The sequence below is a fragment of the Nocardia sp. NPDC055165 genome, from assembly GCF_053606985.1.
Genome location: NZ_JBSGSS010000031.1, coordinates 1 through 13,556 on the forward strand (window position 1 = coordinate 1; position 13,556 = coordinate 13,556).

At 68.5% G+C, this 13,556-nt stretch carries 14 protein-coding genes; 6 read left to right on the forward strand and 8 right to left on the reverse strand.

The features are described from left to right. Nucleotides 1-158: 158 nt before the first annotated feature. The 3 genes from ACWFRF_RS34025 to ACWFRF_RS34035 all read right to left on the reverse strand — a co-directional run bounded on the left by ACWFRF_RS34025 (nucleotide 159) and on the right by ACWFRF_RS34035 (nucleotide 1,470). Nucleotides 159-410 carry an RskA family anti-sigma factor gene (locus tag ACWFRF_RS34025; RefSeq protein WP_452454225.1) on the reverse strand — a complete coding sequence of 84 codons (252 nt, stop codon included), beginning with the start codon at nucleotides 408-410 and terminating at the stop codon, nucleotides 159-161. A gap of 1 nt (nucleotide 411) precedes the next feature. Continuing rightward, nucleotides 412-1,029 (reverse strand): sigma-70 family RNA polymerase sigma factor, encoded by a 618-nt coding sequence (locus ACWFRF_RS34030; protein ID WP_378635331.1) that lies wholly within the window; start codon nucleotides 1,027-1,029, stop codon nucleotides 412-414. Nucleotides 1,030-1,176: 147 nt separating this feature from the next. Continuing rightward, nucleotides 1,177-1,470: a WhiB family transcriptional regulator gene (locus tag ACWFRF_RS34035; protein WP_022567299.1), complete on the reverse strand. Its 294-nt coding sequence runs from the start codon at nucleotides 1,468-1,470 to the stop codon at nucleotides 1,177-1,179. 629 nt (nucleotides 1,471-2,099) lie between these two features. Between ACWFRF_RS34035 and ACWFRF_RS34040 the strand changes: the two genes are divergently transcribed. The 3 genes from ACWFRF_RS34040 to ACWFRF_RS34050 all read left to right on the forward strand — a co-directional run bounded on the left by ACWFRF_RS34040 (nucleotide 2,100) and on the right by ACWFRF_RS34050 (nucleotide 4,768). Continuing rightward, a complete protein-coding gene (locus tag ACWFRF_RS34040) occupies nucleotides 2,100-2,924 on the forward strand; it encodes a hypothetical protein (protein ID WP_379314478.1) in 825 nt (274 codons plus the stop codon). A gap of 157 nt (nucleotides 2,925-3,081) precedes the next feature. Beyond that, on the forward strand, nucleotides 3,082-3,660 hold the full coding sequence (locus tag ACWFRF_RS34045) for a sigma-70 family RNA polymerase sigma factor (RefSeq protein ID WP_056818204.1): 579 nt from the start codon (nucleotides 3,082-3,084) through the stop codon (nucleotides 3,658-3,660). Next, entirely contained in the window at nucleotides 3,653-4,768 is a 1,116-nt protein-coding gene (locus ACWFRF_RS34050) for an anti-sigma-D factor RsdA (RefSeq protein WP_378996930.1), read from the forward strand. Before ACWFRF_RS34045 ends, ACWFRF_RS34050 begins: the two co-directional genes overlap by 8 nt. A 170-nt stretch (nucleotides 4,769-4,938) precedes the next feature. Here ACWFRF_RS34050 and ACWFRF_RS34055 read toward each other — a convergent pair whose 3' ends face one another. After that, a complete protein-coding gene (locus tag ACWFRF_RS34055) occupies nucleotides 4,939-5,352 on the reverse strand; it encodes a DUF5319 domain-containing protein (RefSeq protein ID WP_022567296.1) in 414 nt (137 codons plus the stop codon). A 221-nt stretch (nucleotides 5,353-5,573) separates the two neighbouring features. Between ACWFRF_RS34055 and guaB the strand changes: the two genes are divergently transcribed. Both guaB and ACWFRF_RS34065 read left to right on the forward strand, forming a co-directional pair. After that, nucleotides 5,574-7,118, forward strand: a complete 1,545-nt coding sequence (gene guaB / locus ACWFRF_RS34060; protein WP_378635339.1) for an IMP dehydrogenase — start codon at nucleotides 5,574-5,576, stop codon at nucleotides 7,116-7,118. A gap of 268 nt (nucleotides 7,119-7,386) precedes the next feature. Next, entirely contained in the window at nucleotides 7,387-8,541 is a 1,155-nt protein-coding gene (locus ACWFRF_RS34065) for a GuaB3 family IMP dehydrogenase-related protein (protein ID WP_378996870.1), read from the forward strand. Here the strand turns inward: ACWFRF_RS34065 and ACWFRF_RS34070 are convergent. Then, nucleotides 8,528-9,355, reverse strand: coding sequence for an alpha/beta fold hydrolase (locus ACWFRF_RS34070; RefSeq protein WP_378996868.1), 828 nt, complete (start codon nucleotides 9,353-9,355; stop codon nucleotides 8,528-8,530). The genes ACWFRF_RS34065 and ACWFRF_RS34070 overlap by 14 nt on opposite strands. 132 nt (nucleotides 9,356-9,487) lie before the next feature. Between ACWFRF_RS34070 and guaA the strand changes: the two genes are divergently transcribed. Then, nucleotides 9,488-11,062 (forward strand): glutamine-hydrolyzing GMP synthase, encoded by a 1,575-nt coding sequence (guaA, locus tag ACWFRF_RS34075; protein ID WP_378996866.1) that lies wholly within the window; start codon nucleotides 9,488-9,490, stop codon nucleotides 11,060-11,062. Between the two features lies 1 nt (nucleotide 11,063). Here the strand turns inward: guaA and ACWFRF_RS34080 are convergent, their stop codons facing one another. From ACWFRF_RS34080 to ACWFRF_RS34090, 3 genes are all read right to left on the reverse strand, one after another. Beyond that, nucleotides 11,064-11,198 carry a hypothetical protein gene (locus ACWFRF_RS34080; RefSeq protein WP_379312779.1) on the reverse strand — a complete coding sequence of 45 codons (135 nt, stop codon included), beginning with the start codon at nucleotides 11,196-11,198 and terminating at the stop codon, nucleotides 11,064-11,066. A gap of 83 nt (nucleotides 11,199-11,281) precedes the next feature. Beyond that, on the reverse strand, nucleotides 11,282-11,494 hold the full coding sequence (locus ACWFRF_RS34085) for a hypothetical protein (RefSeq protein WP_379312780.1): 213 nt from the start codon (nucleotides 11,492-11,494) through the stop codon (nucleotides 11,282-11,284). After that, complete coding sequence (locus tag ACWFRF_RS34090) at nucleotides 11,487-13,211, reverse strand: PspC domain-containing protein (protein WP_379312781.1); 1,725 nt, start codon at nucleotides 13,209-13,211, stop codon at nucleotides 11,487-11,489. The genes ACWFRF_RS34085 and ACWFRF_RS34090 overlap by 8 nt, the downstream gene beginning before the upstream one ends. Nucleotides 13,212-13,556 lie beyond the last annotated feature (345 nt).

Sequence of the window (13,556 nt, forward strand, 5' to 3'; positions counted from 1 at the left end):
GGTTAGCCACCGGGGCTTGCTCCTTCGTCGCCTACGCCCCGGCGGCTAACCGGCGACCCGGCCGCGACCGGCCACTTCGTGGCCGCTGCTCCCTAGGGGTCGCAGGTGGTGGGTGGGAGTGCGGTCATGGCGGGTCTGGGGTTTGGGCGGTGTGGGTGTTAGCTGGCTACCGGGGGATCTTCGGCGTCCAGTGCGGCCAGTAAACGGGCGCGCAGGGACGGTGGCGGTGGGGTGGGGGTTGTGGACGCGAGCTGGGCGAGAGCTTCGCGGGTATCGCGAACCTCTCGCAGGAACTGCGTACACAGGGTGGAGTCTTCGGTATCGATGATGGTCTGGATCGCGTGATGGTCTTCGTCGTCGATCAATCCGAGCGCGACGGTGTGCGCGAGATCGATCTGGGCTTCGTTCATCTCACGTCACCCCCAAACTTTTCTTCAGTCGTGTCAATCCGTCCCGAATTCGGGACTTAACGGTCGGTAACCCGATGCCGAGGTATGTCGCTACCTCCGCGTAGGTCCGCCCGCCGTAGTAGGCGAGCGAGATCGCCTCGCGCTGGGTCTCGGTGAGGGTCGAGAGTCCGCGCTGGACGGCCTGTTGTTCTAGTCTGCGTTCCACCTCCTCGGTGACCTCGTCGAATTCGTGTCCGAGCACCCGGATCCCGTACGCGACCTCGCGCTGGGTGTGGGCTTGCTCGGCGCGAACCCGGTCGACCGCGCGCCGGTGTGCCAACGTCATCAGCCAGGTCACCGCCGACCCCTTGGCGGGGTCGAAACTCGTAGCGGTACGCCAGATCTGGAGATAGACCTCCTGAGTGGTCTCCTCCGCGTACCCGGGGTCGTGGAGCACCCGCAGGACCAGGCCGAAAACGCGCGCGGACGTTCGGTCGTACAGCTCGGCAAAGGCCTGCTGGTCGGACAGGCCGCATCGTTCCAGCAGTGCAGCTAGCTCGACTCCTTCGGCCGCGCGTGCGGTAACCGCAGAATCCACGCTCGGTGGAAAGGCTTCGCTTCGGAACCCATTCTGTGTCATCGGTCACGAATGTAGCCCGAGGCTATGACCTCCCCGCGGCCGGGGGTGCCCTTTATCCGGGTGCCAGCTGTTTGCTAGAGATTCGGCGCGCCACGGCCAGCGGATTGGAACAGATTTGCCAACCCGGCCAGACGGGCCCGGTCGACCTCAGACGGCCATCCGTCGCCGGTTGCGGCGGGCGTGCATCTCGCGTTCGGTCTCGGACATGCCGCCCCAGATGCCATAGGGCTCGCTGACCTTGAGGGCATGGGTGCGGCATTGCATCAGCACGGGGCAGGCCCGGCAGATCTCCTTGGCGCGCATCTCGCGCGCTGTGCGGGCGCGGCCGCGTTCGCCGTCGGGGTGGAAGAAGACCGCGGAGTCCTGACCGCGGCACGAGCCGCGCATCTGCCAGTCCCAGACATCGGCGTTCGGTCCGGGAAGGTGGGTGGGCATGGGCATGTGAACTCCTTGAGGCGCGAGCTCGTCAGCGTTGTCGAGCGAGTGGTGCGGCAGGTCTTCGCGCCACCCGGTGGGGGTGGCCGGCTCGACGGTGCCTGACGGTGCCGCTCGGAGGTCGCTGCGATTTCGCGCGGCGCCAACCGTGGCGATGAGCTACGTTAGGTGCAGGCGGGAATTTCCGTCAATAGTTCGGCGCATGAGTTCAGTAAATCTGCAACGCTGAAATTTAACCTACTCACTATTTACATTTCACACCCGATCCCTCCATACTGTTTGGTTGGCTATGGATCGGGTGTCTTCGCGTTTCCGAGACATCCCATATTTTCCCAGGTCGCGCCGGTCGGGGCCTGGTTCGTGCCGGCGACGGCCAGGGCCGCTGGGTGTGCTGGATCACAACGGCCTCCGCGCCCGGACTGCGTGCAGATGGCGAAAACGGGGCGTGAAGGTTAATTGCGCGAAACGCATGTGAATTCGAGACTTTCCGGTAGTGGCATCGGGGAGCGGAGATTTACCTGATGGCAACATCGACACTCGAGCGAAATGCTGATTGTTTGCTGATTGCCCCTCGTCGATCCATAACATGGGCGCTGCCCGGGGCGGGTGGCGGCTAGAGTCTCGTCGTGCAGACAATGGCCTCACCCGCGGATATCGGTTCCGAAATACTCGTTTCGACTGCTTTCGGGCCCACTCCCGGCCTGGCCGCTACGGAGTTGCCGGAGCCGGCGGACCCGTTGTCGCGGTGGTACCGCGCGGTCGCGCTCGGCGGCCAGGGCCGCTATGCCGCCGCCCGTGCCGACCTGCTGATATCGGCCAGAACCGCGACCGATCCCGGCCTGAAATCCCTCGTCGAGAGCACCCGTGGATCGCTGCTGCGCCAGCTCGGTGATCACGCGGGTGCGGCAGCGTTCGACGGTCGCGCCGCGGCGATCGCGCTCGGCGCTTCCGGAGCGTCGCGCGCCGAGGCGCTCGCCGACGCGTATACGGGCCTGGCCGCCGATGCCCTCGGCACCGGACGACTCGCGCTGGCCCGCACACTGCTCGGCCGGGTGCGGCCACTGCTCGCCGCGGCACCTCCGCGAGCCGAGGTGCGCTGGCACTGGGTGCGCGCCGAGACCGCGCTCGCCGGCGGTGAAGCCGACGCAGCGCTCCGCGACGCGGTCGCGGCGGTCGAACTCGCCGGGGCGCTTCCCTCTGTGCGTCACCAGGTGAAATCGGCGCTGCTCGTGGCGGCCGCGACAGCTGCCACAGGTGACCTCTCCGGGTCCGCCGAACTGGCCGTGCGAGTCGACGCGGACTGCCGCGAAAACGGCCTTCTCCCACTGCGCTGGGCCACCGCGATGCTGCGCTCGGGAGTCGCCGAACCGGCTCCGGCGCGCGCCGCGGCGGGCGAAGCCGCAGATCATGGCGCCCGTCTACGGGCCTGGGGTGGGGACATCGCCCCGCTGGGTGCCTGATTCGCTCCGGATGATCTTTCTGAGAGCACGGTTAGAAGCGGCCACGCCCGCTGGCGGCCGATCCGGGGGTCGCTATTGTTAGTGCCGTTCCGCCATTTCGGTGGAAGCTCGGTCACATTCGACCGCGCCACTCGTAACGCCAGGAAAATCTCTGACGATGACGCATATGGGCGAAGAGTTGGACCTCGCCGTCGCTGCGGCTGCGCAGGGCGACAGGACCGCTTTAGCTCGGGTATTGGAACTGGTCCGTCCCTTGGTGGTTCGCTACTGCAGGGCCAGGATCGGAGCCGCGGAGCGCGGACAGCTCTCCGCGGACGATGTTGCGCAAGAGGTCTGTTTGGCTGTGATGACCGCCCTGCCCCGCTATCAGGATCAGGGTCGGCCCTTCATGGCCTTCGTGTACGGAATCGCTTCGCACAAGGTCGCCGACGCCCATCGCAACGCCGCCCGTAACAAGGCGGAGGCGATGGCCGAAGTACCAGATGTCATATCCACCGACCACGGGCCGGAACAGCGGGCTCTCGACTCGGAGACGAGCAGGCAGATGAACACTCTGCTGGCCACGCTCCCCGAGAAGCATCGAGAAATCCTGATCCTGCGTTTGGTCATGGGTCTGTCAGCAGAGGAAACCGCAGTCGCCGTGGGCAGCACGGCGGGGGCGATACGGGTTGCCCAGCACAGGGCACTCGCGAAACTGAAGTCACAAGTGGCGAGGGCAGGTGAAATGTATGGCTAGGGATGGCGAGCGCGGTCTAGGCGACCGGAAAGTTTGGCAGCGCGGATCGCACGACAGCGGTCCCTACGCCGCCGAGGATGCCGGTGACTCCGGACCGGTCGACATTGCGGCGGTGCGCAGCGATGATGCGCTGATCGACGCGATCGCGAGCGATGGTCCGGTCCGCACCGACAGTCCCGAAGAGTTCCAGCTGGCGTCGTTACTCGCGGATTGGCGGGCCGACCTACTGGCCGAGCCGATGCCCGCGGGCCCTGATCTCGACACCGTGTTCGCGGCCGTCAATCAGGAGATCGGCGCGCGGCAGGTTCGAGTCGGAGCTTCCTCGCGCGGACGTCTACGACTGGTCCGCCCGATTTTCGGGGCAGCGGCGGCACTGGCGCTGGTGTTCGGCGGTATCACGGCCTTCGCTTACAGCGCGGCTCCCGGCGATCCGCTGTGGCGGGTCAAGGAGGTCGTGTTCAGCGAGCAGGCACAGTCCACCGTCGTACAGTACGCCGACGAAGATCTACTGGCCGCACAGAACCTGCTCACCTCGGGCAATCCGGAACAGGCGAAGGCCAGGCTGGAACAGGCTTCGGCCAACGCGGGCCAGGTCGACGATCCGGCCAAGCGTGACGATCTGATCGCGCGCTGGAACCTGCTGCGAGATCAGCTGATCAAGGTCGCCCCGGAGATCGGCGCGCAACTGCCGCCGACCACCACCGCGCCGACCAAGCCCAGCTCGCCCGTTCAGGTCCCGCCGACGACGAATCCGGGTACCACCGCGCCGGTGGCGCCTACCGCTCCAGGAGCGGGTACCACCGATCCGTCGACACCGCCGCCGGTCATCATGCAGACCCCGGGCCCGGGCCCTGGCCCGGAAACCAAGCCGCTGGTTCCGGTCGAGCCGTCGCAGCCGCCGGTCGAGCCGACACAACCGCCGGTGACCCCGCCGGTGACTGTCGACCCGACCACACCACCGACCACCATCGTCGAATCACCGCCGGTCGTCACTGTGCCGACGACGGTGGTCCCGACGTCCGCACCGCTGCCGAGCTTGCCGCCCACGCAGCAGGTGCCTCCGCCGGCGACCATCCTGCAGTCGCCGCCCGCGGTGCCCTCGCCGTAGCAGCACGATGAATTGAACTAAAGACGAAGGCCCCGAACAGGTTCGGGGCCTTCGTCTTGTGCTGGGGCATTTCCGGTGTGGGCCCGCGTATTCCCCCCACGCACGCGTGACCGAGAGTGGAGGAGGGCGGGCGCCGCGACGGACTCAGCTGTGCCGAGTCGCCGGAGAGCTCAGTTGTCGAACCCGTCGAACCCGTCGCCGTGGAACGCCTCGTTCATCGACGCGTCCGCGTAGCCGCGGCAGTAGTCCCACGTGACATAAGCCTCGGGGGTGGGGTCGTAGGCGGGTTCGTGTGGACGGACAGTGCCGTCGACCAGTAGCTGTAGGAGGTTCGCCCGCAGCATGTCCCAGTCGTGATAGTGATCTTGCCGACAATCCTCACAGCTGACGACCAGACCGCGGATACCGCGGTGGGCCAGCAGGGCTTCGTATACGGCGAGGTCTGCGAGATCTTCCTCGACCGCGAGGCGCTCATGAGGATCCAACGGCTCACCGGGCTCGATCGCATCGAGCGCGGCGGACGGGTCGGAGGGGTCTCCGGCGAAGGGATCCGGCGGCAGGCCAGGTGGTAGATGGTCACGCACATCCCCACGGTACGCAGTACTTGGTGCATCGCGCCAGCGATGCACCGGGCAAGTTTTGCGGAAGGGCTCACTTCACAGGCGTCTCCGGGCGCCGGATACCATGGAATACAGGCGTCGGCGACTTTGTTCCAGCCGACCATCCGAAAGCTTTTTCCGCTCGAGCACCGACGCACTGTGTCTACCGCGTCGGTAGCTATGACGACCAGGAGGGGTCGATCCGAATGAGTAATCCCGTGTCGGGCGAACGAATTGCGGTGCGCCCTCCTACGGGGGGCGACGATCCGACCAAGATCGCCATGCTCGGCCTCACGTTCGACGACGTGCTGTTGCTGCCTGCCGCCTCGGATCTCATCCCCAGCTCGGTCGAGACTTCCAGCAAGCTGACCAGGGACATCACCCTGCGCACGCCGCTGGTGAGCTCGGCCATGGACACCGTCACCGAGGCGCGCATGGCCATCGCCATGGCGCGTGCGGGCGGTATGGGTGTGCTGCACCGCAACCTCTCGGCCGCCGATCAGGCCGCCCAGGTGGAGACGGTGAAGCGCTCCGAGGCGGGCATGGTGACCGACCCGGTCACCTGTCGTCCCACCGATACCCTCGCCGAGGTCGACGCCATGTGCGCCCGCTTCCGCATCTCGGGTCTGCCGGTGGTCGACGAGACCGGCGCGCTGGTGGGCATCATCACCAACCGCGACATGCGCTTCGAGGTCGATCAGGACCGCCGCGTGGACGAGGTGATGACCAAGGCGCCGCTGATCACCGCCCGTGAGGGTGTCACCGCCGAGGCCGCGCTGGGGCTGCTGCGTCGCCACAAGATCGAGAAGCTACCGATCGTCGACGGCAACGGCAGGCTGCGCGGGCTGATCACGGTCAAGGACTTCGTCAAGACCGATCAGTACCCCAACGCCACCAAGGACCGCGACGGCCGCCTGCTGGTGGGCGCCGCGATCGGTGTCGGTGAGGATTCCTGGTCGCGGGCCATGACGCTGGCCGACGCCGGGGTCGACGTGCTGATCGTCGACACCGCGCACGGCCACCAGTCACAGGTGCTGCAGATGGTCGCCAAGGTCAAGGCCGAGGTCGGTGACCGGATCCAGATCGTCGGCGGCAATGTCGCCACGCGTGCCGGTGCTGCCGCGCTCGTCGAGGCGGGCGTCGACGCGGTGAAGGTGGGTGTGGGCCCCGGCTCCATCTGCACCACTCGTGTGGTCGCCGGTGTCGGCGCGCCGCAGATCACCGCGATCCTCGAAGCCGTCGCCGCGTGCAAGGCCGCCGGCGTGCCGGTGATCGCCGACGGTGGCGTGCAGTACTCCGGCGACGTCGCCAAGGCGATCGCCGCGGGTGCGTCCACGGTGATGCTCGGCTCGCTGCTCGCGGGCACCGCCGAGTCGCCCGGCGACCTGGTGCTGGTGAACGGCAAGCAGTTCAAGGCCTACCGTGGCATGGGCTCGCTCGGTGCGATGCAGGGCCGCGGCCAGGCCAAGTCGTACTCCAAGGACCGCTACTTCCAGGACGACGTGCTCGCCGAGGACAAGCTCGTTCCCGAGGGCATCGAAGGCCGCGTTCCGTTCCGCGGCCCGGTCAACCAGGTGATCCACCAGCTCGTCGGCGGCCTGCGTGCCGCGATGGGCTACACCGGTTCGCAGAACATCGAGCACCTCCAGGGCGCGCAGTTCGTGCAGATCACCGCGGCGGGCCTCAAGGAGAGCCACCCGCACGACATCACGATGACCGTCGAGGCCCCGAACTACACCGGGCGCGGCTGAGTACAATAGATGCGTTTGTGCGCCGGGAGGTACGCTCCCGGCGCACAAGGGCAATGCAGGCAGGCTCCGAGTCCGCCGTCTACCGGCACTCCCGGCCCCGCACGACCCGACCTCGAGGAGGGTCCGCCGCGCAGCGGCGGTTCGCGGCCGGGTCGCCGGCCAGGCGCCGCCGCGTAGGCGACGAAGGAGCAAGCGGCGGTGCCTGACCGGCGGCCCGTGGTGGCCGCGAACTCGAGCGCGCCAGCGCTCCAAAAACACAGGAGCAACTGTGCGTGACATGGTCGAAATCGGTATGGGACGGGTCGCTCGTCGGACCTATGAGCTCGACGACGTCGATATCGTGCCTTCGCGGCGGACGCGTTCGTCGAAGCTGGTCTCGCTGGCGTGGCAGCTCGATGCCTACCGTTTCGAGATCCCGGTGCTCGCGCACCCCACCGACGCGCTGGTCTCGCCCGAGTTCGCGATCGAGCTGGGTCGCCAGGGTGGCCTCGGTGTGATCAACGGTGAAGGCCTCTGGGCCCGCCACGCCGACGTGCAGGCCAAGATCGACCAGCTGCTCGATCTGGTCGACAAGGGGGGTTACGAAAAGGCCATCTCGCTGCTGCAGGAACTGCACGCCGCGCCGATGCAGCCCGACCTGCTCGCCGCCGCTGTCGCGCAGGTCCGTGCGGCCGGGGTGACCACCTCGGTGCGTGTGAGCCCGCAGAACGCCCGCGCGCTGACCCCGGCGCTGCTCCAGGCCGGTATCGACCTGCTGGTCGTGCAGGGCACCATCATCTCCGCCGAGCACGTGGGTGGCGAGGAGCCGCTCAACCTCAAGACCTTCATCGCCGAGCTGGATGTGCCGGTCGTGGCCGGTGGTGTGAGCGATCACCGCACCGCGCTGCACCTGATGCGCACCGGCGCGGCGGGTGTCATCGTCGGCTACGGCTCGTTCCCCGGCGCCACCACCACCGGTGAGGTGCTCGGCATCGGCGTGCCGATGGCGACCGCGATCGCCGACGCGGCCGCGGCCCGTCGCGATTACCTCGACGAGACCGGCGGCCGGTACGTGCACGTCATCGCCGACGGTGACGTGGCCACCTCGGGTCAGCTGGCCAAGGCCATCGCCTGTGGCGCCGACGCTGTGATGCTCGGCGTGCCGCTGTCGGCGTCGGCGGAGGCGCCCGGTCGCGGGTGGTACTGGCCCTCGGCGACCGCGCACCCCTCGGTGCCGCGCGGTTCGTTCCTGCCGGTCGACGAGGCCTGGCTGGACGGCCCCGACGGCGCGGCGGCCCGTCCGAGCCTCGAGCGCGTGCTCTACGGTCCCTCCGACGACCCGTTCGGCTCGCTGAACCTGGTCGGTGGCCTTCGCCGTTCGATGGCCAAGGCCGGCTACTCCGACCTCAAGGAATTCCAGAAGGTCGGGCTCAGCGTCCGCTGACAGGCCGCCCGCGCTGACGAACGTGGGTCAGTGAGACCCGATCCCGCAGGAACCGGGAGATCGCGGTATTGACCGGTTCCGGGTGCGTCATCGTGACGGCGAGACGGGCGCCATCGATCTCCACGAAGGTGGAGGCGGTGAGCCCGTCCGCCAGCGTGCGGGCCCGGTCACCCGCGATGCCGCTCTGCGTGGCGTGGATGATCAGTGCCGGGCAGGTGATCTCGCGTAGTCGGTCGAGTACCGAGTCGCGTCCGAGTAGGCAGCCGACGGCGGCGTCGAGCCCGCTGTGGGCGTCGCCGACCCAGCGGCGGGTCCAGATGTCGCGGTACCAGGTGTCGTCGCCGATGAGCCAGTCGGCCAGTCGGCCCGCGGCTTCCTCGCGGGAGCTGCGGTCGTGCCACTCGTCGAGGAATCGCTGGGTGGCGGTCGACTGGTCGAGGGTCGGCCCGTGCGCCTCGGTGCTGATCAAGATCAGCGCGGCGACCCGTTCGGGTGCGACCAACGCGGTCCGCAATGCTGTGAAGCCCCCTTGCGCCGTCCCGCCGACGATCGCGCGTTCGACGCCGATCGAGTCGAGCACCGTCAGCGCGTCCCTGGCCGCGGTCCAGTAGGTGAAGGGCAACCGCTGGTCTCTGGTGCGGCCGTGACCGCGCGCGTCCCAGGCGACGATCCGGAATTCGGGTGCGAGCGCGGCCTGCTGCGAGGCGAACATCGTGCGATCCATGAAGAATTCATGGGCGAGCAACACCACCGGACCGGTGCCACCGCTGTCCTCGTAGTAGATGTCGGCATCGATCGCGCGGGCGAATGGCACGAGCACGAGGATAGCCAGAGCCGCCGCGCCACGCCCAAGAATGGGGGCGCGTCGTGCACAGTCACTACGGCGAGTCCGGCCTCCGGCGATGCCCGCTGCTTGCTCGTCGCACCCCGTCACTAAACTGTGGCGGTGGCAGATACTCAGAGACCGGTCCTCGTCGTCGACTTCGGCGCGCAGTACGCCCAGCTGATCGCCCGACGGGTGCGTGAGTCACGGGTGTTCTCCGAGGTGATTCCTCACACGATGACCGTGGAAGAGATCGCCGACAAGCAGCCGCTGGCCGTGATCCTGTCCGGTGGTCCGTCGAGTGTGTATGCCGAGGGCGCACCGCAACTCGACGCGCGGCTGTTCGATCTCGGCGTGCCCGTGTTCGGCATCTGCTACGGCTTCCAGGCCATGGCACAGGCGCTCGGCGGCACCGTGTCGGAAACCGGCACCCGCGAATACGGTCGCACCGAGCTGAACATCGACGGCGGTGTGCTGCACGGCGGCCTGCCGACCATCCAGCCGGTGTGGATGTCGCACGGTGACGCGGTGACCGACGCCCCCGAGGGCTTCGAGGTCACCGGTACCACCGCGGGCGCCCCCGTGGCCGCGTTCGAGGACCGTGCGCGGCGCCTGGCCGGCGTGCAGTATCACCCCGAGGTGCTGCACTCCCCGCACGGCCAGCAGGTGCTCAGCCGCTTCCTGCACGAGCTCGCGGGCATCCCCGCGCAGTGGACCCCGGCCAATATCGCCGAGTCGCTGATCGAGAGCGTGCGCGAGCAGATCGGTGACGGGCACGCCATCTGTGGCCTGTCCGGCGGTGTCGACTCCGCCGTGGCGGCCGCGCTGGTGCAGCGCGCGATCGGCGACCGGCTCACCTGTGTGTTCGTCGACCACGGTCTGCTGCGGGCCGGCGAGCGCGAGCAGGTCCAGCAGGACTTCGTCGCCGCGACCGGCGCCAAGCTGGTGACCGTCGACGCGGTGGACAAGTTCCTCGGCGAGCTGAAGGGCGTCTCCGATCCCGAGGAGAAGCGCAAGATCATCGGCCGCGAGTTCATCCGCTCCTTCGAGGACGCGGTCGCGGGCATCGTGCTCGAGGAGGGCGCTGCCGCAGGCGCCGCACCGAAGGTCGAATTCCTGGTCCAGGGCACCCTGTACCCGGACGTCGTCGAATCCGGCGGCGGCACCGGCACCGCGAACATCAAGAGCCACCACAATGTCGGTGGCCTGCCCGACGACCTCGAGTTCGATCTGGTCGAGCCGCTGCGCCTGCTGTTCAAGGACGAGGTCCGCGCGGTCGGCCGCGAACTCGGGCTGCCCGAGGAAATCGTTGCGCGCCAGCCGTTCCCGGGCCCCGGCCTCGCGATCCGCATCGTCGGCGAGGTGACCGCCGACCGGCTCGATCTGCTCCGCCAGGCCGACGCCATCGCCCGCGAGGAGCTCACCGCGGCCGGCCTGGACAAGCAGATCTGGCAGTGCCCGGTCGTGCTGCTGGCCGACGTGCGTTCGGTCGGTGTGCAGGGCGACGGCCGCACCTACGGTCACCCGATCGTGCTGCGTCCGGTGTCGAGCGAGGACGCGATGACCGCGGACTGGACCCGGCTGCCCTACGACGTGCTGGAACGGATCTCGACGCGCATCACCAACGAGGTGGCCGAGGTCAACCGCGTGGTCCTCGACGTGACGAGCAAGCCGCCGGGCACCATCGAGTGGGAGTGAACTAGGCCGGTCGCGGCGGCGCCGCCTGGGTGAGCAGGAGCCTGCCCAGGAGGAAGCCGCCGGCGTGCGGCCGGTGGGTGACCGGCGGCAGGACCTTCGCCAGTGGGGTTTCCGGTCTCTTCTCGGATTCGTCCATTGCCCTTGTCTTTCAACTGGTCCCGTCAACAGCAATGGCCCGTCGTGATGACGGGCCATTGCTGTTGCCTGAGTTGTCTTCGGTCAGTGGTGTTTACGGCTGGGGGCCAGCGTGAGCAGCAGGCCGATGACGATGGCCGCGATCACCACGCCCCAGCCGATGGGCAGGATCCCGCCGTCGTCGGGGGTGGGTGCGCCCAGCAGTGCCCAGACGCTCACGGCCAGTGCGATCAGGCCGATGGTCAGCAGGGTGAAGGCGGGTCGGCGGGTGGGCTCGGTGCCGGTCGGATCAGCCACGGGTCACCACCGCGTCACCCAGGTGCATCTTGACGTGCAGGTCGAGGACCGGTGCGCCGGGGGTGTTCGGCCCGCTCAGTCCGTCTTTGCAGGTCGAGTTGGAATCGGCCACTCGGATGTCACACGTCGTGTTCACCGTCATCCCTTCGGGCAGTTGCACTTTCGCGTCACCGATGTTCACCGCGACTTCGACGCTGCGTGATTCGGTGAGGTTCAGTCCGCGCAGGTCCAGCGTGCCCGAACCGATGTCGAGGGCGTAGCGGGGCTGCAACTCGGTGACCGAGGTCGGCGCCCAGACACGGTCGCCGACGGCGGTTTCGCTGAAGTCGATCGGCCCGATCAGGGAGGCCAGCACCACGAACCCGGCCAGCGGGGCGGTGAGGATCAGCAGCCCGTACCCGCGCCGCAGGAACGCGCCGACGACGAGGCCGAGTCCGACTACGGCCAAGGCGAACGCCGCGATCCGTGCGGGGGTCATCCATTCGACGCCCGATGCCGCTGCCGCACCCGCCAGCGCCGCGGCCAGGATCGCCAGGCCGATGGTGACCGGGGTCAGCCGGGAGCGTGGACGTTTCGGTGCCGGTGGCGCGACCGGTGCGTAGCGGGGTGCCGCTTCCGGGAGTTCCCAGGCGAGGGGGGCGACAGCGAGCGGGTCCCAGCCGTTGGGCACCTGCGCGTTGATCCGCGGGGGCTCGGGTGCGGGAGAGATGGTTCCGGGGACGTCCTTGCGCAGGACGGCGGTGGCGCCGGTTTCGTTCGCCTGTGGTTGCGTGGCGGGCCGCATGCTCTCGTCGGTGCCGGCCGGCTCGACGACCTCGGTTGTCGGGTTGTCCGCCCGCTTGTCGAGATCGACGGGTGGAACCGAATCGGCCGCCTGCTCGCTCGTATCCGACACGGCGTGCGGAGTCGACGCGTCCGAGGCGACCTCGCGGTTGTCCGGATCCTCTTGTCCGGGTTCGCTGGCGGCCGGTGTCACGGTGATCCGGGTGGTCTCGACGGAATCCACAGCAGCGCTGCCCGATTCGTCGATGTCCTTGTGCAGGACGACCGTGTCGGTCGCGTCGACTCGCAGCAGCGGCGCGGATTCGGCGGTGGCCGTGCGGGTTTCCTCGCGGGCGAGCGCCGGATCGGGAACGTAGGCGTCGGGGAGTTTGGTGTAGGGCGTGTACATCCCCGTCGGCGGCACCTCCGGGTTGTACGGGTAGCCGCGCACCGGGACCCCGGTCGGGTAGCCCGCGCCCGGGTAGCCCGTCGTGCCGAGCGGAGCGCGGTAGGCGTCGAATCCCGCGGGCAGCTCAGGATGACGCAGATACAGCATCCACCAGCCTGCGAGCATCAGCCCCATGCTGACCACCCCGGACCCGCCCATTCCCAGCCCGATCGGCCCCATGGTCGACACGGCGATAGCCAACGCGACGATCAACACGATCGTCTTGGTCTGCGAATGCGAACCTCGATCGTGGGCCGACAGGGCCTGCGCCGCCGACATCTCGTTGCCCGCCGACCCCAGCACCAGCCAGGCCAGCAGGTACAGCACGATCCCGGCCCCGCCGAAGATCGTCGACACCACGAAGGCCACCCGCACGAGCACCGGATCCACCCCGTACCGCAACCCGAACCCCGCCGCCACCCCGGCGATCGGCCCTTGCCGAGGCAGCCGGACGGGCCGCGTCTGCCACATCTGGTGAACCTGGTCGGCGAAGCTCGTTCTGCTCATGCCATCCATGGTGTGCCGAGCCGCCCCTTCCGCACATCGGGGGTAACCCTGATAATTTGATCTCAGGGATGTTCCCGATGCCCACCCCACGCGATGCGTGCCAGTATCGAGAGCATGGATCCGTCTGTTTCCGCCCGCACTGCCGCCCAGGGGTCCGCGACCCCGTCCGGGCCCGGCGCCGCCGCCGGGAACAACGCCACCCACGGGCCTTCCGACGGCCCGGGCGCAGCGGCGAATCCGCGGTTCGGTTGGCACCGGCCGCGTGGTTTCGTAGAGCGCTCGTTCGGGGGTGAGCCGGTGGTCTATGGGCCGCCGCAGCACTACGCGCCGCCGCCGCAGTATCGG